Consider the following 19861-nt stretch of genomic DNA (forward strand, 5'->3'; position numbering starts at 1 on the left):
GTGTTCATACTCGCTTCCTCACAGGGTCGGCAGACGGCGGGCCCGCACCACGGCCACCAGCACCGGGGCGCCGAGCAACGCGGTGAGCACCCCGATGGGCAGCTCCGAGGGGGCCACCACCAGGCGCGAGACGATATCGGCGACCAGCACCATCAGCGGCCCCAGCGGCAGGCAGAGCCACAGGGTGCGGCGGATGTCGGGGCCAGCCAGGGCACGGGCGGCGAAGGGCACCACCAGGCCGACGAAGGCGATGGGGCCGACCAGCGCGGTGGCCGCCCCCACCAGCAGCGCCACCGCCAGGATCACCAGCAGGCGCACGCGGCCCGGGTGGTGCCCCAGGCCCGAGGCCACCCGTTCGCCCAGCGCCAGGGCGGCCAGCGGCCGGGCGATGACGGCGATGATCCCCAGCGCCACGGCGAGGCTAGACAGCACCGCGACCAGATCCTCGAGATGGCGCCCCGCCAGGCTGCCCACCACCCAGAAGCGGATCTCGTCGGCGGTGCGCTGATCGAACAGCAGCAGCAGCGAGGTGAGCGAGGCGAGCAGCGCCGAGAAGGCGGCGCCGGCCAGCACCAGGCGCACCGGGTCGTCGCCCATGCCGCGCAGGCGCACCACGCCGAGCACGGCCACACACCCCAGCAGCGCCCCCAGCTGCCCCACCGCGATGCGCAGGGTGGCGGCGCTGGCCCCCAGCCACAGCGCCACGCCCACCGCGAAGGCGGCGCCGGCGCTGACCCCGAGCAACCCGGGCTCGGCCAGCGGGTTGCGCGAGACAGCCTGCAGCAGCGCCCCGGCCAGGCCCAGCGAGACGCCGACGACGATGCCGATCAGGGTGCGCGGCGCGCGCAGCGACCCCACCACGAAGGCGGCCTCGTCATCGCCCCGCCCCAGCAGCACGGCCAGGGCACGTGCCGGCGTGACGTCACCGGCGCCCAGCAGCAGGCTGGCAACGACCACCGGCACCAAAAGTGTCAGCAGCAGGGCCATCACACGCCAGGGCCCCGCCGGAAGGCGGGGCTGGAGACGAAGAGTAGCGGCCGGCATCAGGGCAGCAGCGCGGATTCGATGTCATCGAGGATCGCCTGGGCGGCCAGCGGGCCATTGGCGCTGGTCCATAGCTGGCCATCCACCGGAATCACCTGGCCCTTGTCTACCACCGGCAAGCGGGCGAAGGCGGCGGACTGCTTGGCGGCCTCCAGGGCCTGGTCGCCCTCCTCGTTCAGCGTGGCTAGGAACATCCAGTCGCCCTCCAGCCGTGAGAGGTTCTCGAGGCTCAGCGGGTCGCTGTGCACCCCGCGCTGATTGACCAGGTCGGCGTCGCCGACCGGCAGGCCGGCGGCCGCCAGCACGCCGCTAGTGAACAGCGCCTCGGACATCACCAGCGGTCCCTGGGGCATCCAGCGCACCAGGTTGGCGCTGCCGTCGATGCCTGTCTCGGCGAGAGCCTCGGCCAAGCCGGCGGCCCGCGCCTCCACCTCGTCGATGGCGCTTTCCAGTGCCGCCTCGCGGCCCAGGGCCGCGCCGAACAGGCGCGCCTCATGCTTCCAGTTGTCGGCGGCCAGCTCACGGGCCTCGGGCACCACGGTGGGGGCAATCCGCGACAGCAGCGAGTACTGCTCATCAGAGAGCTGCGGGGCAGCCAGGATCAGGTCCGGCCGCTCGGCCAGTACCGCCTCCAGGTTGATCTCGCGCACCACCCCGACGATGGCCGGGCGGTTCTCCCCCTCGAGATGGGCCTCGATGTAGCGCGCCACGCCATCGCCGCCGCGGGTGGTGACCGCCCCCACCGGCGTCACCTCTACCGCCAGAGCGGCGTCCAGGGCGCCCTCGTAGAGGGTCACCACCCGCTCGGGAGCATCGGGAACCTCGACCTCACCGTGAGCGGTATCCACGCTGGCCGCCTGGGCCACGGAGAAGGTCAACAGGGTAGCCAGGCCGGCGATTCCGGCGGCGAGACGTGTCACATACTGCATTGACGGGTACTCCTTGGTTGACCGCGCCCGGGCACGGCAAAGGGGTGACTCTTGATAGGGGCAGCAGCCGACGATCAGAATGCGACATTGATACCCAGCCAGAGGCGGCGACCATCCTCAACGTAGCCGTACTCGTCCTCGGTGATGTCTTCGTCGAAGAGGTTGTAGAGACCGGCATTCAGGGTGGTCTGCGGGGTCAGCTGATAGCCGATACCGGCGTCCACGAAGGTGTAGGACGGCGCAACGATGGAGTCCTGCGAGGGGCCGGTATTGGGCTGGCTTTCCTCGCCACGGTAGGTCAGGCGAGTCCACTGGTTCAGGCGATCGGTGGCTTGCCAGTCCAGCGATGCGGAGACCTGGTGCTTGGGCAGCTGAGTAAGCGGCTCACCCCGGTACTCGCCACTCTTCTGCTCGGAGTCGGTGTAGGTATAGCTGGCGCTCAAGTCCAAGCTGTCAGATAGCGGCGCGGTAAGTGAGAACTCAACGCCTTGGGTCACCGCCTCGTCGACGTTGACCCGGTAGGTTGGATCCGAGCCGAACTGGTTGACACCATCGGTACATACGGATGTAGGGCAGGTGATCCGGGTGATCTTGTCCTTGAAGTAGGTATGGAAGAGGGTCAGTCCGCTCACCAAGCCGTTGTCGCCGGCGTAGTGCAGCCCCAACTCCTGGCTGAGCGAGGTTTCCGCTTCCAGATCCGGGTTGCCGTAGACGTTGCCACCACGGCTGACCTGAACCCAGCCGGGGCTGGTATGGCGCAGGTCAGGCGCGCGGAAGCCGGAGGACACGCCACCCTTCAAAGTCCAGCGGCCATCCAAGTGCCAGACGCCGTAGAGGCGAGGTGACCAGTGGCTGCCATACTGCTCGTCCTCGTTGAGACGAACGCCGCCAGTCAGCGAGAAGTCCTCGGTCAGCATCCACTCGTCCTCGGCGTATAGGGCCCAGCGATACCGTTCCAACTCGCTCAGGTTCGACGTCTCGGACTCGTTGCCACCGTCTTGGAGGCGCTGATCCTCGTACTGGCCACCCAGTGTCAGCATATGAGCGCCCAGCGGCAGCACCGCCTTGGTATCCAGCACGGTACTGCGGAAGTTCATGTCCCGCGAGGGGTTATCGATCTCTTCCTGCTGCATATAGCTGGTGGTGCTGCCGAAGGCGAAGTGTCCAGCATGGCTCATTGCGACGTGGCGCCGGTCGTATTCCTGCTCGGAGCGCTCATTCGGTCCACGATTTCCCACCAACGCCACTGACTCGCCAGGGTTGGTAATTCGGCGCTGCTGGCTATAGCCCGCCTCCAGGCCGATCTCATGGGTGTCATCGGGGGTCCAGCTAAGCTTCGCGGTACCGCTAGCCAAGCGCTGGTCAGCATAGCCGCCGATGATGGCATCCTCGTCGCGCTGGTCGTACTGGCCGTAGACCTGCAGGCCGAGACGGTCGGCAACCAGCGGGCCGGCGACGTGGAAGCGGCTGTTGTGCTCGTCGCCTGAGGCGGAGCCTTCCTGGATCGTCATGCTGGTCGAGACCTCGCCGCCCCATTCCTGCGGTACCTTGCGAGTGATCACGTTGATCACGCCGCCCAGGGCATCGGAGCCGTACAGCGACGACATCGGCCCGCGGATCACCTCGATGCGTTCGATCGCCGACAGCGGCGGCATCCAGCCCTGCTCGATGCCCGGACCATCGCTGTTGGGACGTGTTTCCCGCGAGCCTTGGCGCTTGCCGTCGACCAGGAGCAGGGTGTATTTGGCGCCCATGCCGCGGATGCTGATGTCCTGGGATGACCCGCCGCCAGTGACGGTCAGGCCCGGCACATTGCGCAGCGCATCGGTGATGTCACGATAGGCGTGGCCTTCCAGATTCTCGCGTGTGATCACGCTGATTGATGCCGGAGCGTTCCGGGTTTGCTGCTCATAGCCAGCAGCCGTGACCACCACATCATCCAGCTGACTGGCCTCCTGGGCAGAAGCCATTCCGGTTGAAGCGGCCATTGTGGCTATCGTCAAGAGGGTGAGCGGCAGGGGGCGAGACATGGGGTTCTCCTTGGTCCTTGGCTTGCGATGAATACAAATTATTATCGTTTGATATTCTTTCACAAACTCTCACCCTCGAGGGGGAACGCTACGTTCCATGAAAAGCAACGCTAATGCAAATAGTTACTACTTGTAATACTATGCTTACCTCCCACTACTGAGAGCATTGCTCACACCACCATGCACGACTTCGATGAGCTGGCCGCCTTCGACGCGATCATGGCCTCGGGCAGCCTGACCCGCAGCGCGCGGGAGCTGGGCCTGGCCAAGTCGACCCTCAGTCGGCGTATCAGCCAGCTGGAGAGCCGGCTCGGCCAGCCCCTACTGCGTCGCCAGGCCAACCGCCTGATTCCTACCGAGGCGGGGCTGCTGTTCCACGACTACTGCCGCGATATGCTGCGCCTGGCCAGCCGCAGTCGCGAGGCGCTGGCCGACCTCTCCGAGGCGGTGCGCGGGCGCCTCACCCTGGGGGTGCACTGCGGGCTGGCGCGCAGCTGGGCGGCGGGGGTGGCGGAGGACTTCCTGGCACGCCATCCGGAGGTGGAGCTGACCCTGCAGGCGCGTGAACAAGCGGAGTGCTCGCCGGAGAGCCAGTGCGTACAGGTGTGGCTGGGCGAGGTACCCACCGAGGCCGGCCTCAGGACGGAGCCGCTGGGGCGCCTCTCGCGTCATCTTTATGCCAGCCCCGACTATCTGGCACGCCACGGGGCACCGGCACATCCCGAGGCACTCGCACACCATCCCTGGATCGACCTGCTGGGCACCACGCACGCGGGGCTGACGCTGCATCATTCCGAGCGGGGCGCCTTCTGTTTCCGTCCACCACGCTCACGGCTGCGGGTCGACCTGCCGGTGCTGCATGTGGATGCCATCGCCCGCGGCCAGGGCATCGGGGTGCTGCCGGAGTGGATCGTAGCCGCCCGCGAGGCCCACCATCCCGGCGAACTGGTGGCCTGCCTGCCCGCGTGGAGACCGATGCCGCTGGCGGTGACCCTGCTCTACCCCTACGGCCAGCGCCCACGCCGGGTCAACGCCCTGCTCGACTGTCTGCGCCGGGCCGTGCCCGACGCCTGGCGGCTGCACCATTGAGCGGCCACCTTGCCAGGCCGGCCGCCGCTTCCGACAATAGTCGCCCGCTCTTAGCCTCAGGGACGACCACATGCTTGCCGAACTCTTCGCCGTGATGGCACCGGTGCTCACCGGCGCCGGTCTGGGCTTTACCTGGGTGCGCCTGGGCCAATCCTATCCGGTGGAGTTCGTCACCCGGCTGGTCTTCAACATCGGTACCCCGGCACTGGTAATTGCCTCGCTCTCCGGCGCCGAGATCGATGCCGGCAGCTTCGGGCGCACCATGCTAGCCACGGCGCTGGTGATCAGCGCCATGGCGGCGATGACCTGGCCGCTGGCACGCCTGCTGGGCAAGGATTGGCGGGTGCTGCTGGCCCCGGCCATGTACCCCAACACCGGCAACATGGGGCTGCCGGTGGTGCTCTACGCCTTCGGCAGCGCCGGCTTCGCCTACGGCATCACGGTGATGGTCACGGTATCGCTGTTCCAGTTCACCCTGGGCTCGGTGATGGCCAGCAACGGCGGCAATCCGTTGCGCACCCTGGCACGCACCCCCACCGTCTACGCCATTGCCATCTCGCTGGCACTGCTGCTTACCGATACCGCCCTGCCCCTATGGCTTGCCAACAGCGTCGACCTGATCTCGGGCTTCACCGTGCCGCTGATGCTGATCACCCTGGGGGTCTCGCTGGCCAGCATCCAGGTCCGCAGCCTCAAGTCCGGTGTCGGCTTCAGCCTGCTGCGCATCCCGGTAGCCGCGGCGCTGGCCTGGGGCATCGGCACCCTGCTCGATCTGCCACCCCTGGCCCAGGGCATCCTGATCCTGCAGATGAGCATGCCTGTAGCGGTGTTCAACTACCTCTTCGCCCAGAAGGCGCGCCGCGAACCGGAGTACGTGGCGAGCCTGGTGTTCTGCTCGACTCTGCTGTCGCTGATCTACCTGCCGATCCTGCTGGCCTGGCTGATGTAGGCCGTCCCCGGATGGCGACAGGGAACACCGCTCTCCTGCCGGAGTCCCTATCCTGTTGAGGCAAGCCCACAAAATTGGGCCCACAACCGGAAGAGGGAATACGCCATGCCTGCCACTCTGTACCGACTGCCCGCGGCGCTGCTTGCGGGCGGACTCGCCCTCGGCGGCCAGGCCACGGCCGCCGAGACGCTGGTCGAACGACTCGAGAGCGACCACCACGAACTGCGCCTGGAGCGGATCACCACGGGGCTCGAACACCCCTGGTCGCTGGCCTTCCTTCCGGATGGTGACCTGCTGGTCAGCGAGCGCCCCGGACGCCTGGCTCGCATCGAAGAGGCCGGGGAGGTCACCCGCCTCGACGGCGTGCCCGAGGTCAGCACCCGCGGCCAGGGCGGGCTGCTCGACCTGGCCCTGCATCCCGACTTCGGCAGCGGTGAGGGCGAGGACAACTGGCTCTACTTCACCTGGAGCCAGCCCGGGAGCAGCGGCAGCGCCACCACTTTATCCCGCGCCCGCCTGGCCGAGGACACCCTGACCGACGTCGAGACGCTGTTCGTCCAGGACCGCTTCTCCGACCCCGGCCGCCACTACGGCTCGCGGCTCGCCTGGCTACCCGACGGCAGCCTGCTGATGAGCATCGGCGACCGCGGCCGCGAACCGCCTCGGGCCCAGGATGGCGGCGACCACGCCGGCAGCGTGCTGCGCCTAACTGAGAGCGGTGGCGTGCCCCAGGACAACCCCTTCGTCGCCGACGGCGCGGTGCTCGACGAGCTCTACACCATGGGTAACCGCAACCCTCAGGGGCTCACGGTCGCCGCCGACGGCACCATCTGGTCTACCGAGCACGGCCCGCGCACCGGCGACGAGCTCAACCGCCTGGTGGGCGGCGAGAACTACGGCTGGCCGGTGGTGAGCCGCGGCAACGACTACGCCACCAACGAGCCCATCGGTCGCGACAGCGCCCCGGGCATGCGTGACCCGCTGCATGTCTTCGAGGGACGCTTCGCGCCCTCGGGCCTCACCGAGGTCAGTGGCGACACCTTCCCCGCCTGGCAGGGCCACCTGCTGGCCGGCGGCCTGGCCAGCGAGCGCCTGGTACGCCTGGCGCTAGACGGCGACGACGTGGTCGAGCGCGAGGTAATCCTCGAGGGCGAGATCGGCCGCATCCGCGACGTGCGCCAGGGCCCGGACGGCGCCATCTATCTGCTCGAAGATTCCGCCCGTGGCGCACTCTACCGCCTGGTGCCCGCCGACTAGTCACGACAGGGGCCGCAGCGGACGCGGCCCTGACGACCCCAGGGATCCCCCATGCGCCTGCGCAACCTGATCATCGTCACGGTTATCGTGCCGCTCTTCCTGGTGCTGATGGTCTTCAGCCTTGTAGCCATCAAGTCGCTGGAGGACAACGTACGCTCCAAGCTGGAGACCGAGGTCCAGACCATCAGCCGTGCCATCGGCACCTCCCTGGGCTATGCCCTCTCCCGCGATAGCCCCGAGTCGCTGCAGGAGACCCTGCGGTCGGCCTTCTCCTACAACCGCATCTACGGCGCCTATGTCTTCGACATCAAGGGCAACGAGATCCATGGCCTGGGGCTCGGCGAGACGCTCTACGACGCCGAGGAGCTCCAGGCCGTCGCCGAGGCGAGCGAGATGCGCAGTGACTATCACGACGACGAGGGCAGAACCTACTTCTCGACCCTGGTGCCGTTGCGCTCCCCCGACGGCAATATCCTCGGCGTACTGCAGGTCAACCGTCTCAATACGGGTATCGAGAACTACACCGGTTTTCTCAGCCAGGTCGCCCTGGTCGCCTTCGGCATCGGTGCCGCGGGCATCGTGCTGGGCATCTGGTGGATGTTCCGACGCCATATCGAGCGACCGCTGAGACAGCTGCTCAAGGTGATGGAGCGGGTCACCCAGGGCGAGCGCCGCCAACGGGCGACGATCCACGGCCTGGACGAGTTCCGCCGTCTCGGCCTGGCCCTCAACCATATGCTCGACGCCCTGGCCGAGAAGGATGCCGACATCGAGGCCCGGCAGCAGCGCGAGATCGAGCTGGAGCGGCGCCTGCGCAAGTCGCGCAAGCTGGCCGAGCTCGGCGTGCTGGCCGCCGGCGTGGCCCACGAGGTCGGCACGCCACTTACCGTGATCGAGGGCCAGGCCCAGCGCCTGGCGCGCCGCGATGGTATCGGCGAGGACGAACAGCGCCGCCTGGCGCGCATCCGCGGCGAGGTACAGCGCATCGTCGAGATCGTGCGCCAGCTGATGGACCTGGGGCGCCAGCACAATGTCGAGAAGGAGCGGTTCGCCTTGGACGACCTGGTCCATGACGCCCGGCAACTGGTCGAGGCCGACCTCGAGGCGCGCGACATTCGCCTCGAGCCGCTGCTGCCGGAGCCGCCGCTGATGCTGCTGGTCAATGGCCAGCAGCTGGTCCAGGTCCTCACCAACCTGCTGCGCAATGCCGCCCAGGCCGAGGGCGTCCGGCGAATACGGCTCACGGGGCACCGTCGCGACGACGCCCTCTGCCTGACCATCGAGGACGACGGCTGCGGTATTCCGGAGGCCGTGCGGCCCCGGGTCTTCGACCCCTTCTTTACTACCAAGCCCGTGGGCCAGGGCAGTGGCCTCGGGCTCTCCATGGTCCATCGCATCATCAACGATCACGGTGGCTCCATCGGCGCCTTCGACAGCGCGCTGGGAGGCGCCGGCTTCGAGATCGTGCTGCCACTCGAGGACACCACCCCATGAACGGACACGCCATGCCAGAAACGGAACGCGACACGCCGGCCCTGCCCCTGCTGGTCGTCGAGGACGACCCGGCCATCCTGGAGCTGCTCGAGGAGGAGCTGGCCGACGCCGGCTACGCGACCCTCACCGCGACCAGTGCCGAGCAGGCCCTGGCCACGCTCAGCCACAGCGAGGTGGCCCTGGTGATCAGCGACGTGCGCCTGCCGGGCATCAGCGGCATGCAGCTGCTCGAGCGGCTGCGCCGCGAGGGAAGCACACTGGGCTTCATCGTGATCACCGCCTTCGGCACCATCGACCAGGCAGTGGAGGCACTCAAGCAGGGCGCCGACGACTTCCTGACCAAGCCGCTGGACCTGGAGGGGCTGCGCGAGGCGGTCTACCGGGTGCTGGAGAGCCGTCGGCTGGCCTCGCGCCTGGCCAGCGACGGGGCGGCAAACAGCTTCCACGGCATCGTCGGCGAGAGCGAGGCCATGCAGTCGCTGTTCCACGACGCCGCCCGGCTGGCCGGCAGCGATGCGCCCATGCTGCTGCTCGGCGAGAGCGGCACCGGCAAGGAGCTGATGGCGCGGGCCGTGCATGCCGAGAGCCCGCGTCGCGACGGTCCCTTCGTCGCCGTGAACTGTGCCAGCATTCCCGGCGAACTGATGGAGAGCGAGTTCTTCGGCCATGTGAAGGGCGCCTTCACCGGTGCCGACGAGTCCCGCCAGGGGCTCTTCCAGGCCGCCCGGGGCGGCAGCCTGTTCCTCGACGAGATCGGCGAGATGCCCATCGCCCTGCAGGCCAAGCTGCTGCGGGCCCTGCAGGAGAAGAGCGTGCGGGCGGTGGGCGCCGAACGGGAGGAAACGGTGGACGTGCGCATCATCGCCGCCACCCATCGACATCTGGAGGAGGAGATCGAAGCGGGGCACTTCCGCAGCGACCTCTTCTATCGCCTGGAGACCTTCTCTCTTCGCATCCCGCCGCTGCGCGAGCGGGAGGGTGACATCGAGCGACTGATCCCGGCGCTGATCGACAAGCATGCCGGCCAGCAGGGCAAGCACATCCAGCGGATCGAGCCCGCCGCCCTGAAGGCCCTGCTCGGCTACACCTACCCGGGCAATGTGCGCGAGCTGGAGAACGCCATCATGCGGGCGGTGACCCTGGCCGAGGCGGGCCAGCTCTGCCACGCCGACCTGCCCCAGCGGATCCGCGATCAGGGCGAGGCCCAACGACGCCACTGCCATGAGGCCCGAGTCGAGGGGGCGCTGGCGAACGCGGCCGCGCGGGCGAACTGGCCGAGCCTGGAAGAGGTGGAGAAGCGCTATATCCGCAAGGTGCTGGAAGCCACGGGCGGCAACAAGCGGCGCACCGCCGAGGTGTTGGGGATCGCCCGGCGCACCCTCTACCGTCGCCTCGAGGAGGAGTAGCCAAAAAGGGCCCCCGCCGCAGCGGGGGCCAGGGGTCACATGCCGGGCCGTTCAGAGGGGAACACGATACAACGGTCGGGGAATGGCATGTGTACGGGGAGTGGACGAGTGGACTTACCAGCCCTGCTCCTCATCCTCGCTGTCGTCGCCCTCCTCGTCCCAGGGCGCCTCCTCTTCCTCGTTCTCGTACTCTTCTTCACCGCCGGCGGCCGGGTCGTCGGCGCCGGGCATCGCCTCGGGGCCGTCACCGAAGCCGGGGTCCTGAGTCGGGTCGCCGGCAGCGGGGTCCGCCTGCTGGGTCGCGGGGTCGGCGGCGGAATCGGTGCTCTGGGCCGCGGGGTCACTGCCCGGCACGGCCGGGTCACCCTGGGCGTTCGGGTCGGCCATCGGGTCAGCGGCGGCGGGGTCCGCCTGCTGGGTGGCAGGGTCCTCGTGCATGTCACCGAAGGCCAACGGGCTTGCGATCAGGCCGAACGAGACACCGAAGATACCGAGCTTCTTGAGGGTTTCCTTGGACATCATCTTGCACCTCCTTCATTCATGAAGATCGAGGGTGGATCGGGCATGGCTTGCCCGGAGGGTGACCGGCGGCTGTCCGGTAGGCCGGTCACCGATGAGAGATAGCGGTCAGTTAGCGCTCTGGTCGTCGTCTTCCTGGCTTCCGGACGACTCCGGAAAGGAAGTCGTTTCACCGGAAGCCGCCTGAGAGTCCATGCTGGACTCCTGGTCCATGGTCTGGTCCTGCTGAGCCTGGTCCTGCTGCATGACAGGATCCTCACTGTTCATGCTCGACTCCTGCTCCATACTGATCTCGCCGCCCATGGAGGAAGACTCCTCGCCGGCCGGCTCATCCATCGGCGGCAACTCCTCCTCTCCATTGCCACAGCCGGCCAGGGCCAGGCTGCCAAGCCCCAGGACGGCGATCGCGGCGAGGTTCGTCAGTCGGCGCCGTCGCGTCCTGCGGGGCATGTCTCGATTCAGCTGTTGGTCACTCATCGCTTGCTCCCTGAGTCATCTGGACTTCACCCAACACCAAGCAGGCAGCGTGCCAGACTCTGCCAAAAAAACTAACATTCACCAAAAATCAATATCTTATAAATAAAATGGGTTGCAGAAGGTGCGGCTGACCGAGGCCTGCCGGATGGTCAGATTCGACACATGGGTCATCCTTGCGCCATCGTGCAGCCCTTCGACATCCCGGGTTTTTAATTTGAATGATCATTCAAAAAAACGTAGGGTAGAGGGCCTTTCGCAACCGTCAACGCTTCCGCATGCCAACCTGTGCGACGCCGGCACCGTGTTTCATGCACTGCTTGCGTTACGCCAGGGGCTGACAAGAAGGCTATCCAATGAACGAGAACCGAAACGTCAAGATTCGGGTTCGCAACCTGAGCAAGGTCTTCGGCAGCAACCCGAAGAAGGGGCTCGAACTGCGTGACCAGGGCCTCACGCGCGCCGAGATCCACGAGAAGACCGGCCAGACGCTGGGCCTCTCCAACATCAACTTCGACGTCTACGAAGGCGAGCTGCTGGTGATCATGGGGCTCTCCGGTTCAGGCAAGTCGACCCTGATCCGCTGCCTCAACCGGCTGATCGAGCCCACCGAGGGCGAGATCGTCATCGACGACGAGAACATCCCGGAGCTGGATGACAAGGCGCTGCTGGAGTGCCGTCGCCGCCACTTCTCCATGGTGTTCCAGAACTTCGCGCTGTTCCCCCATCGCACGGTGCAGCAGAACGCCGAGTTCGGCCTGGAAATCCGCGGCGTGGACAAGGCCGAGCGCGCCGAGATCGCCCGCAAGGCGCTCAAGCAGGTGGGCCTCGACGGCTGGGAGGACTCCTATCCCAACCAGCTCTCCGGTGGCATGCAGCAGCGCGTGGGCCTGGCCCGGGCACTGGCCAACGACTCCACGGTGCTGCTGATGGACGAGGCCTTCTCGGCGCTCGACCCGCTGATCCGCGGCGACATGCAGCAGGAGCTGCAGGAGCTGCAGAGCCACATGCAGAAGACCACGGTGTTCATCACCCACGACCTCGACGAGGCGCTCAACATCGCTGACCGCATCATCCTGCTCAAGGATGGCGAGATCGTGCAGATCGGCACCCCGGAGCAGATCCTGACCCACCCCGCGGACGACTACGTCAAGCGCTTCGTGGAAGGCGTGGACATGTCCAGGATCCTTACCGCCGAACACGCCATGCGCAAGGTGCGCGCCGTGGCCCGCGAGGGCGACGGCCCGCGCACCACCCTGCGCAAGATGCACGAGCACAACCTCGACTCCATCTACGTCACCCGCCGCGACCGCACCCTGCTGGGCCTGCTCGAGGTCGATGCCGCGGAACAGGCGGCCCGACAGGGCGCCGACACCATCGGCGAGGCCATGACCCAGGACTTCCGAAAGGTCGGGCCCGAGGAGCCGCTGCACAACCTCTTCGCCATGTTCAGCGAGAAGAGCTTCCCCATCGCGGTGGTGGATGACGACGAGCGCCTGCTCGGCGTGGTGGTCAAGGGTGCCGTGCTCGACCAGCTGGCCCAGGCCGCCGAGGAGAACGCCACGGCAGATGCAGATACCGACAGCGCAGCGGCAGGAGAACAGTGATGGCGATCGAGATTCCTAGCATTCCGCTCGGCCAGTGGATCGAGGGTGGCCTTGACTGGCTGACCAGCGAGTACTCCATCGTTACCCGCGGCATCTCCCGGGTGACCCAGACCGGCATCGACGGCCTCAACGACGCCCTGATGTGGCTGCCCCCCTGGGGCCTGCTGCTGATCATCGTCGGCCTGTGCTGGTGGGTGGCGAACCTGCGCCTGGGCATCGGTGCCGCCCTGGGACTTGCCCTGATCTGGAACCTGGGCCTGTGGGACCCGATGATCGAGACCCTCACCCTGGTGGTGATCGCCACCCTGGTGGCGGTGGTGATCGCCCTGCCGGTGGGGATCGCTGCGGCGCTCTCCGAGCGGCTCTACCGGCTGATCATGCCGGTGCTCGACTTCATGCAGACCATGCCGGCCTTCGTCTACCTGATCCCGGCGATTCCCTTCTTCGGCATCGGCTCGGTGTCGGCGATCTTCGCCACGGTGATCTTCTCCATGCCGCCGGCGATTCGCTTCACCACCCTGGGCATCCGCCAGGTGCCGGGGGAGCTGATCGAGGCCGCCGACGCCTACGGCGCCACCCGTAGCCAGAAGCTGTTCAAGGTACAGTTGCCGCTCTCCCTGCCCACGGTGATGGCCGGCATCAACCAGACCATCATGCTGGCCCTCTCCATGGTGGTGATCGCCGCCATGATCGGCGCCGACGGCCTGGGCAGCGAGGTGTGGCGCGCCATCCAGCGCCTGCGCCCGGGCGACGGCTTCGAGGCGGGCATCGCCGTGGTGATACTGGCCATGCTGCTCGACCGCCTGACCCAGTCGCTGCGCAAGGAGCGCAAGTCGTAAGTTCAAGAACAGGGTGCGGGCATTGAGGCCGCACCTTGAAAAGGTCTTTCATGACCTCCAGAGTGATTGAATGAACACAAAGAGAAGGGGTACACGATGAAGAAGCACCCGCTGAACCGTCGAATCCGTCTCGCCGGCCTGGCACTGGCCACCGGCGCCGCCCTGACCGCCGGCGCCGCCCAGGCCCAGGACAAGGGCACCGTCCACTTGGCCTACGTCGAGTGGTCTTCCGAAGTGGCCTCGACCAACGTGATGCGCGCCGTGCTCGAGCAGGCCGGCTATGAGGTGGACATGACCTCGCTCTCCGCCGCCGCCATGTGGCAGGCCGTCTCCACCGGCGATGCCGACGCCATCGTCGCCGCCTGGCTACCCACCACCCACGCCGACTACCTGGAGCGCGTGGGCGACAAGGTCAACGACCTCGGCCCCAACCTCGATGGCACCAAGCTGGGCCTGGTCGTGCCGGCCTACAGCGACGTGGACTCCATCGCCGATCTCAATGACCACGCCGATTCGTTCAACGGCGAGATCATCGGCATCGACCCAGGCGCCGGCATCATGGGCCTGACCGAAGAGGTGGTCGATACCTATGACCTCGACCTGGCCCTGCGCAGCGGCAGCGGCGCCACCATGACCGCGGCCCTGGCCAGCGCCATCGAGAACGAGGAAGACGTGGTGGTTACCGGCTGGACCCCGCACTGGAAGTTCGCACGCTGGGACCTCAAGTATCTCGAGGATCCCGAGAACGTCTATGGCGGCGCCGAGCAGATCCACACCATCGTACGCCAGGGCCTCGAAGAGGAGATGCCGGAGGCCTATGCCATCCTGGATGCCTTCGAGTGGACTCCCGAGGACATGGGCGAAGTCATGCTCATGAACCAGGAAGAGGACGCCGACCCCTACGAGAACGCCCAGAAGTGGGTCGAGGAGAACCAGGAGCAGGTCCAGGAGTGGCTCGACGCCGCCTCTTGATCCTGGCTGACCGCGGCCGAGGCCGCGCCTTCCCGGGGGAGCCACGCGAGTGGCTCCCCTGCTTCATGTCTGACATGCAAGCTATGCTGCATCGCGCGGGCTCGCCGGAGCTCGCCTGCGCCAGCTTCATCATTGGTGTACAGTTCGCGTACAACAAGCGTGATGCGTTGAAGCACTGTCCGCCAGAGAGCGACTACGCTTCGAGTGTCCCTTGCTGTAAAGGACACGCTTGCTCAGGGCGCCGCCTCGCCCCACTCATCGCAACGACAAGGAGATGCCGTGATGTATCGCAAGATCATGGTGCCGATCGACCTCGCCCATATCGAGGTGATCGAGCCCGCCCTGCAGACGGTGGCCGACCTGGCCAAGCACTATGATGCCGAGGTCTGCTACGTGGGCATCACCGCCAACACCCCGGGCAGCGTGGCCCGCACCCCGGAGGAGTTCTCCCAGAAGCTGGAGGCCTTCGCCCAGAAGCGTGCCGCGGTGCATGGTCAGCCGGTCAGTACCCACACCATCGTCAGCCCCGACCCCATCGCCGACCTCGACGACGACCTGATCGAGGCCATCGACAAGGTGGGTGCCGACCTGGTGGTGATGCCGACCCATCCGCCCAAGCATCTGGACGTGATCATGCCGTCCCACGGCGGCAAGGTGGCAACGCACACCAAGGCCTCGGTATTCCTGGTACGTCCGGGGGCCGGTGAATAACCGCTACGACACACAACTGCGTACATCGATAACCGCAAGGGAGACGTCTCGTGGCCAACCAGACCAACGATGACAAGCCCCAGGAGCCGAATGGCGGCTCCGAGGGGATTCCGGCCCCTGAGGGGGCAGCCAACCTGATCGACACGGATTACGTGATCGGTCAGGACAACATCACCGCTTCCCCCATGGGGATCGACGTGGATCTGCACGGCAAGGTCTTCATGGTCTCGTCGATCGTGATCCTGCTGTTCGTGATCCTGACGCTGGCCATGCAGGCTCAGATGGAGCCGATCTTCAACAGCATGTTCAGCTTCCTGACCACCAAGCTGAGCTGGGTGTTCCTGCTCGGTGCCAACGTCTTCGTGATCCTGGCGCTGGTGCTGATCTTCACCCCCATGGGCAAGGTCCGCATCGGCGGCGCCAAGGCCACGCCGGACTTCGGCTATCCCGGCTGGTTCGCCATGCTGTTCGCCGCTGGCATGGGCATCGGCCTGATGTTCTACGGTGTATCCGAGCCGCTGGGCCACTATGGCACCGCCATGGGCGGCATCACCATGGGCGAAGATGGCCTGCGCACCGACTGGGCCCCGCTGGGCGGTGCCGAAGGTGACCAGCAGGCCGCCATCTCGCTGGGCATGGCCGCCACCATCTTCCACTGGGGCCTGCACCCCTGGGGTGCCTACGCCATCGTGGGCCTGTCGCTGGCGATCTTCGCCTTCAACAAGGGCCTGCCGCTGACCATGCGCTCGATCTTCTACCCGGTGCTGGGTGAGCGTATCTGGGGCTGGCCGGGCCATCTGATCGATATCCTGGCGGTGTTTGCCACCCTGTTCGGCCTGGCTACCTCGCTGGGGCTGGGGGCGACCCAGGCCTCGGCCGGTCTCAACTACCTGTTCGACATTCCCGACAACAACGTCACGCTGGTGCTGCTGATCCTGGGCATCACCGTCGTCGCCCTGGGCTCGATCATGCTCGGCGTCGACAAGGGCGTGCAGCGCCTGTCACAGCTCAACATGGGCCTGGCCCTGCTGCTGCTGGTGTTCGTGATCGCCGTGGGCCCGACCCTGATGATCGCCACCGGCGTGCTCGAGAACCTGCTCGGCTATGTGAAGAACCTGCCGGCGCTCTCGATGCCCTTCGGGCGCGAGGATGCCAACTTCAGCCAGGGCTGGACCGCCTTCTACTGGGCCTGGTGGATCGCCTGGTCGCCCTTCGTCGGCATGTTCATCGCCCGCGTCAGCCGCGGCCGTACCGTGCGTGAGTTCCTGATCGCCGTGCTGGTGGTACCCACCCTGGCCTCGGTGGTATGGATGACCGCCTTCGGTACCACCGCCATCGACCAGGTGATCAGCTCCGGCATCACCGAGGTGCAGGACGCCGCCCTGGAGCTTCAGCTGTTCACCATGCTGGAGCACCTGCCGCTGAGCGCCATCACCTCCTTCGTCGGCATCGTGCTGGTGGTCGTGTTCTTCATCACCTCGTCGGACTCCGGTTCGCTGGTGATCGACTCCATCACCGCCGGCGGCAAGGTCGATGCCCCCAAGCCCCAGCGTGTGTTCTGGGCGCTGATCGAGGGTGCCATCGCCATCGCCCTGCTGCTGGGTGGCGGCCTCGGCGCGCTTCAGACGGCGGCACTGACCACCGGCCTGCCCTTCACCCTGGTGCTGCTGGTGGGCTGCTACGCCATCGTCAAGGGACTGATGAGCGAGCCCAAGGCCAAGTAGATCGGCCCCGGGCTGGCAAGCAGCCAGCAAGACGCAGCGAGGCGGCCTTCGGGCCGCCTCGCTGCGTTATGGGTCGAGCTTATGGGCAAAGCCTATGAACAGCGCTCGAGGTGCTCAGCTCCACAGTTCGCTCAGCGGGGTCTCCGCCGAGAAGCGACTGGCCACCTGGGCCTGGAGCAGCTCCGCGGTGGCCAGGGCATCCACCAGGGCGTGGTGCCCCTGGTAGGGGGGCAGGCCATAACGCTCGCGACTCGCCTGCAGGCGGATCGATACCGGCGGGCGCCCCAGCCAGCGCCTGAAGCGTGCCCACAGCGACTGGCGGTAGAGCCGCGCCTCCAGCGACATGGTATCGATCACCGGAAACAGCAGCCCCTCCCCCAGCCGGTTCTTGACGGCCGCATCGAAGAAGCCGCGCTCGATATGCCGATAGTGCACCACTGCCAAGCGCCCTTTCAGCACCTCCAGCACCTCGGGCAGTACCTCAACCAGGTCCGGGGCATTCTCCACCTCGTCATGGGTGATGTGGTGCAGGGTCACCGAGGTCTCGGTGAGCTCGCGATAGGGCTTGAGCACCCAGTAGCGCGCCTCGCGCAGCGGAATACGCGCCAGGCTGAAGGGCACCATGCCGATGCTGACAATGGCATGGCGACGCGGGTCGAGGCCGGTGGTCTCGATATCCAGCGCCACCAGCGGCGCCTCACCGATGGGCGTGTCGGCCGCCGGACAGCCGGCGGAAAAGAAGTCGGCCAGCAGCGGATGGCTCACCCGGCCCGCGCGGTCGGCCAGATACTCCGGCCAGCCCGGTGCCGCCTGCTTCCTGCGCCCCATGGTCATCCTAGCGCCTCCGCCGCTCGGCGGCGGGCGGCACAGGGTAGCGGAACTTAAGAAACTTCTGGGCGTTGCTCAGCACCTGGAAGGCGTCCTTGAGGGTATGGCGCTCACTGTCGCTGACGTTCTCGGGTTCGATATTGTTGTCGGGTGTCCGCTCGTGCTGGATATCGATCACCTGGTGGCGTATCCGCGCCATGGTCAGGAACTCCAGCGCATGGCGCAGCTTGGCACTCACCCCCTGGGCCAGCAGCTGGGTCTGGTCGATATCGTCGAGACGCTCGAAGCTGTTCTGGGCCCGGGAGCCGCAAGCCAGGGAGTGTACGCGGATCAGGTCGGTGAGCGGGGCCGTGCCACGCCGCTTGAGGTTGATGGAGTTGTTGTGCTTGCCATCCTTCTCCATCACGAAGGTGCGGAAGAAGCCCAACGGCGGGGTACGGTTGAGCGCATTACGGGCCATGGCGGCCAGGAACAGTCGGCTCTGGGGGGCCTGGGTAGCGATCAGGTCCTGAAGCTGCTCGACGTAGGCGTTCTCCCCGTACACCGCATCCAGGTCGAAGAAGATCGAGCTATGCAGCAGGCGCTCCGGGGTCGGGTCGCGGATCCACTCCTGGAAGTAGCCCTTCCACACCGACAGCGGCTGGCGCCAACGGGGGTTGGTGGCCATGATGTCGCCCGTGCAGTAGCTGTAGCCGCAGGCCGCCAGGCCATCGCTGACCCGCTTGGCCAGCGCCAGGAAGTAGTCGTCGTGGGTCTTCGGATCGAAGTCGTCCGAGAGCACCAGGGCGTTGTCCTGGTCGGTGACCAGGGTCTGCTCGTTGCGCGCCATGGAGCCCATGGCCATGAAGCAGTAGGCCACCGGGGGCGGCCCCAGCTCCTCCTCGGCCAGCTCCAGCAGGCGGCGGGTGAAGCTGCGCCCGATAGTGGAGAGTGCGCTGCCGATCATGCGCGAGTCGGCACCGTCCTCCACCATGCGCACGAAGGCGGCGCGCACGTCCGGCGCCAGCTTGGCCAGCCCCTCGGCGGTGGACTGGCTGTAGATATTGCTGACCAGGTAGAGGCTGGAGTGGGTCTCGTAGCGGATGATATCGGAGAGGTGCACGATGCCCACCGGGCTGCGGCGATGCATCACCGGCAGGTGGTGGATGTTATTGCGCAACATGGTGAGCATCGCCTCGTGCACCGACTCGTCGGACTGGATCGCCACCAACCGGTCACCCACCACCTCGCCGATGGGAGTATCGGGTGGTCGCCCCTCCGCCACCGTGCGGCGGAAGTCGCTGTCGGTGAGGATGCCGCGCACCTGCCAGGCGCGCTCCTCGCTGTCGCGGAAGGTATAGCGCGGGTTGTCGCCGGGGCTGTCCAGCACCAGCACCGCCGAAGCGCCGAAGTCGCTGATCTGGCCGGCCGCCTCCTGCAGCGTGGTGCGCGCCTCCAGCATCAGCGGATAGCGGGTGAGCAGCTTGCGCACCCGAGTGATCATCATGTCGTTCTGCTGCTTCTGCTGCTCCACCGCACTCTCGAGACGCGGGCGCTCCACCTCGACGAAATCGGCGAAGTGCTCATCCTCCTCGCACAGGCGCTGGAAGACGGCGTCGGGGATAAAATAGATCAGGCTGTCTTCCAGGGCGCGCACGGGGAAGCGCACCTTGTAGTTCCGCAGCAGGCTGAAGTGGCCGAAGATCTCCCCCTCGCCGCGGCGATCATAGAGGTCGCCGTTGCGGCGCCGCACCTCCACCGCACCACTGCGCACATAGCCCAGGACGTCGACCTCCTGATCAGCGACGAAGATATCGCTCTCAGCGCGGTAGTAGGCCACCTCCACCTGGCCGGCGATCTCGTCGAGCAGCTCGTCGGAGAGCGCGTCGAAGGGCGGGAAGCGCCCCATATGCTGGCGAATCTCCAGCCATTCCACTTCCATGCGTGCTCTCCCGTCGCCGCTCGTTTTCGCCAAGTCTGGAAGCTTGCCGAGTCGCTGTAAAGCGCCTT

Annotated in this window: 17 protein-coding genes; 10 read left to right on the forward strand and 7 right to left on the reverse strand. The window is 66.7% G+C overall.

The features are described from left to right. Nucleotides 1-18 precede the first annotated feature (18 nt). From ACJ7IV_RS12320 to ACJ7IV_RS12330, 3 genes are all read right to left on the reverse strand, one after another. Nucleotides 19-987 carry a FecCD family ABC transporter permease gene (locus tag ACJ7IV_RS12320; protein WP_483864642.1) on the reverse strand — a complete coding sequence of 323 codons (969 nt, stop codon included), beginning with the start codon at nt 985-987 and terminating at the stop codon, nt 19-21. Nucleotides 988-1043: 56 nt separating this feature from the next. Then, complete coding sequence (locus tag ACJ7IV_RS12325; protein ID WP_483864643.1) at nt 1044-1973, reverse strand: ABC transporter substrate-binding protein; 930 nt, start codon at nt 1971-1973, stop codon at nt 1044-1046. A gap of 74 nt (nt 1974-2047) precedes the next feature. Continuing rightward, a complete protein-coding gene (locus ACJ7IV_RS12330) occupies nt 2048-4003 on the reverse strand; it encodes a ligand-gated channel protein (RefSeq protein ID WP_483864644.1) in 1956 nt (651 codons plus the stop codon). A 180-nt stretch (nt 4004-4183) separates the two neighbouring features. Here ACJ7IV_RS12330 and ACJ7IV_RS12335 point away from each other — a divergent pair, with 180 nt between their 5' ends. The 5 genes from ACJ7IV_RS12335 to ACJ7IV_RS12355 all read left to right on the forward strand — a co-directional run bounded on the left by ACJ7IV_RS12335 (nt 4184) and on the right by ACJ7IV_RS12355 (nt 10198). Beyond that, the gene (locus ACJ7IV_RS12335) at nt 4184-5092 is read left to right on the forward strand and encodes a LysR family transcriptional regulator (RefSeq protein WP_483864645.1); all 909 of its coding nucleotides are present in this window, start codon (nt 4184-4186) and stop codon (nt 5090-5092) included. Nucleotides 5093-5162: 70 nt separating this feature from the next. Next, the gene (locus tag ACJ7IV_RS12340) at nt 5163-6041 is read left to right on the forward strand and encodes an AEC family transporter (protein WP_483864646.1); all 879 of its coding nucleotides are present in this window, start codon (nt 5163-5165) and stop codon (nt 6039-6041) included. A 105-nt stretch (nt 6042-6146) separates the two neighbouring features. Further along, nucleotides 6147-7298, forward strand: coding sequence for a PQQ-dependent sugar dehydrogenase (locus ACJ7IV_RS12345; protein ID WP_483864647.1), 1152 nt, complete (start codon nt 6147-6149; stop codon nt 7296-7298). A 51-nt stretch (nt 7299-7349) separates the two neighbouring features. After that, nucleotides 7350-8792 (forward strand): sensor histidine kinase, encoded by a 1443-nt coding sequence (locus ACJ7IV_RS12350; protein ID WP_483864648.1) that lies wholly within the window; start codon nt 7350-7352, stop codon nt 8790-8792. Beyond that, complete coding sequence (locus ACJ7IV_RS12355; RefSeq protein WP_483864649.1) at nt 8789-10198, forward strand: sigma-54-dependent transcriptional regulator; 1410 nt, start codon at nt 8789-8791, stop codon at nt 10196-10198. Before ACJ7IV_RS12350 ends, ACJ7IV_RS12355 begins: the two co-directional genes overlap by 4 nt. A 114-nt stretch (nt 10199-10312) precedes the next feature. On the opposite strand, the gene ACJ7IV_RS12360 is transcribed toward ACJ7IV_RS12355, so the two are convergent. Beyond that, on the reverse strand, nt 10313-10720 hold the full coding sequence (locus tag ACJ7IV_RS12360) for a hypothetical protein (RefSeq protein ID WP_483864650.1): 408 nt from the start codon (nt 10718-10720) through the stop codon (nt 10313-10315). Between the two features lie 105 nt (nt 10721-10825). Further along, nucleotides 10826-11194 carry a hypothetical protein gene (locus ACJ7IV_RS12365; RefSeq protein ID WP_483864651.1) on the reverse strand — a complete coding sequence of 123 codons (369 nt, stop codon included), beginning with the start codon at nt 11192-11194 and terminating at the stop codon, nt 10826-10828. A gap of 353 nt (nt 11195-11547) precedes the next feature. On the opposite strand from ACJ7IV_RS12365, the gene ACJ7IV_RS12370 reads away from it, so the two are divergent. From ACJ7IV_RS12370 to ACJ7IV_RS12390, 5 genes are all read left to right on the forward strand, one after another. Further along, the gene (locus ACJ7IV_RS12370) at nt 11548-12798 is read left to right on the forward strand and encodes a quaternary amine ABC transporter ATP-binding protein (protein ID WP_483864652.1); all 1251 of its coding nucleotides are present in this window, start codon (nt 11548-11550) and stop codon (nt 12796-12798) included. Between the two features lie 5 nt (nt 12799-12803). Next, on the forward strand, nt 12804-13637 hold the full coding sequence (locus ACJ7IV_RS12375) for an ABC transporter permease (protein ID WP_483866585.1): 834 nt from the start codon (nt 12804-12806) through the stop codon (nt 13635-13637). A 96-nt stretch (nt 13638-13733) separates the two neighbouring features. Then, nucleotides 13734-14609, forward strand: coding sequence for a glycine betaine ABC transporter substrate-binding protein (locus tag ACJ7IV_RS12380; RefSeq protein ID WP_483864653.1), 876 nt, complete (start codon nt 13734-13736; stop codon nt 14607-14609). A 282-nt stretch (nt 14610-14891) separates the two neighbouring features. Further along, nucleotides 14892-15320 (forward strand): universal stress protein, encoded by a 429-nt coding sequence (locus ACJ7IV_RS12385; protein ID WP_023006121.1) that lies wholly within the window; start codon nt 14892-14894, stop codon nt 15318-15320. A gap of 50 nt (nt 15321-15370) precedes the next feature. Then, complete coding sequence (locus ACJ7IV_RS12390) at nt 15371-17044, forward strand: BCCT family transporter (protein WP_483864654.1); 1674 nt, start codon at nt 15371-15373, stop codon at nt 17042-17044. A gap of 114 nt (nt 17045-17158) precedes the next feature. Here ACJ7IV_RS12390 and ACJ7IV_RS12395 read toward each other — a convergent pair whose 3' ends face one another. Together ACJ7IV_RS12395 and ACJ7IV_RS12400 are read right to left on the reverse strand one after the other, a co-directional pair. Next, a complete protein-coding gene (locus ACJ7IV_RS12395) occupies nt 17159-17878 on the reverse strand; it encodes a 3'-5' exonuclease (protein WP_483864655.1) in 720 nt (239 codons plus the stop codon). Nucleotide 17879: 1 nt separating this feature from the next. After that, on the reverse strand, nt 17880-19793 hold the full coding sequence (locus ACJ7IV_RS12400) for a DUF294 nucleotidyltransferase-like domain-containing protein (RefSeq protein WP_483864656.1): 1914 nt from the start codon (nt 19791-19793) through the stop codon (nt 17880-17882). Nucleotides 19794-19861 lie beyond the last annotated feature (68 nt).

Source organism: Halomonas sp. C10-5 (genome assembly GCF_057169305.1).

What these genes read in the sequence shown, in the direction of transcription:
- ACJ7IV_RS12365 (WP_483864651.1), bottom strand. Translation starts at nt 11,194, where the DNA reads ATGAGTGACCAACAGCTGAATCGAGACATGCCCCGCAGGACGCGACGG.
- ACJ7IV_RS12395 (WP_483864655.1), bottom strand. Translation starts at nt 17,878, where the DNA reads ATGACCATGGGGCGCAGGAAGCAGGCGGCACCGGGCTGGCCGGAGTAT.
- ACJ7IV_RS12355 (WP_483864649.1), top strand. Translation starts at nt 8,789, where the DNA reads ATGAACGGACACGCCATGCCAGAAACGGAACGCGACACGCCGGCCCTG.
- ACJ7IV_RS12340 (WP_483864646.1), top strand. Translation starts at nt 5,163, where the DNA reads ATGCTTGCCGAACTCTTCGCCGTGATGGCACCGGTGCTCACCGGCGCC.
- ACJ7IV_RS12325 (WP_483864643.1), bottom strand. Translation starts at nt 1,973, where the DNA reads ATGCAGTATGTGACACGTCTCGCCGCCGGAATCGCCGGCCTGGCTACC.
- ACJ7IV_RS12335 (WP_483864645.1), top strand. Translation starts at nt 4,184, where the DNA reads ATGCACGACTTCGATGAGCTGGCCGCCTTCGACGCGATCATGGCCTCG.
- ACJ7IV_RS12400 (WP_483864656.1), bottom strand. Translation starts at nt 19,793, where the DNA reads ATGGAAGTGGAATGGCTGGAGATTCGCCAGCATATGGGGCGCTTCCCG.
- ACJ7IV_RS12360 (WP_483864650.1), bottom strand. Translation starts at nt 10,720, where the DNA reads ATGATGTCCAAGGAAACCCTCAAGAAGCTCGGTATCTTCGGTGTCTCG.
- ACJ7IV_RS12370 (WP_483864652.1), top strand. Translation starts at nt 11,548, where the DNA reads ATGAACGAGAACCGAAACGTCAAGATTCGGGTTCGCAACCTGAGCAAG.
- ACJ7IV_RS12330 (WP_483864644.1), bottom strand. Translation starts at nt 4,003, where the DNA reads ATGTCTCGCCCCCTGCCGCTCACCCTCTTGACGATAGCCACAATGGCC.
- ACJ7IV_RS12345 (WP_483864647.1), top strand. Translation starts at nt 6,147, where the DNA reads ATGCCTGCCACTCTGTACCGACTGCCCGCGGCGCTGCTTGCGGGCGGA.
- ACJ7IV_RS12320 (WP_483864642.1), bottom strand. Translation starts at nt 987, where the DNA reads ATGGCCCTGCTGCTGACACTTTTGGTGCCGGTGGTCGTTGCCAGCCTG.
- ACJ7IV_RS12350 (WP_483864648.1), top strand. Translation starts at nt 7,350, where the DNA reads ATGCGCCTGCGCAACCTGATCATCGTCACGGTTATCGTGCCGCTCTTC.
- ACJ7IV_RS12380 (WP_483864653.1), top strand. Translation starts at nt 13,734, where the DNA reads ATGAAGAAGCACCCGCTGAACCGTCGAATCCGTCTCGCCGGCCTGGCA.
- ACJ7IV_RS12385 (WP_023006121.1), top strand. Translation starts at nt 14,892, where the DNA reads ATGTATCGCAAGATCATGGTGCCGATCGACCTCGCCCATATCGAGGTG.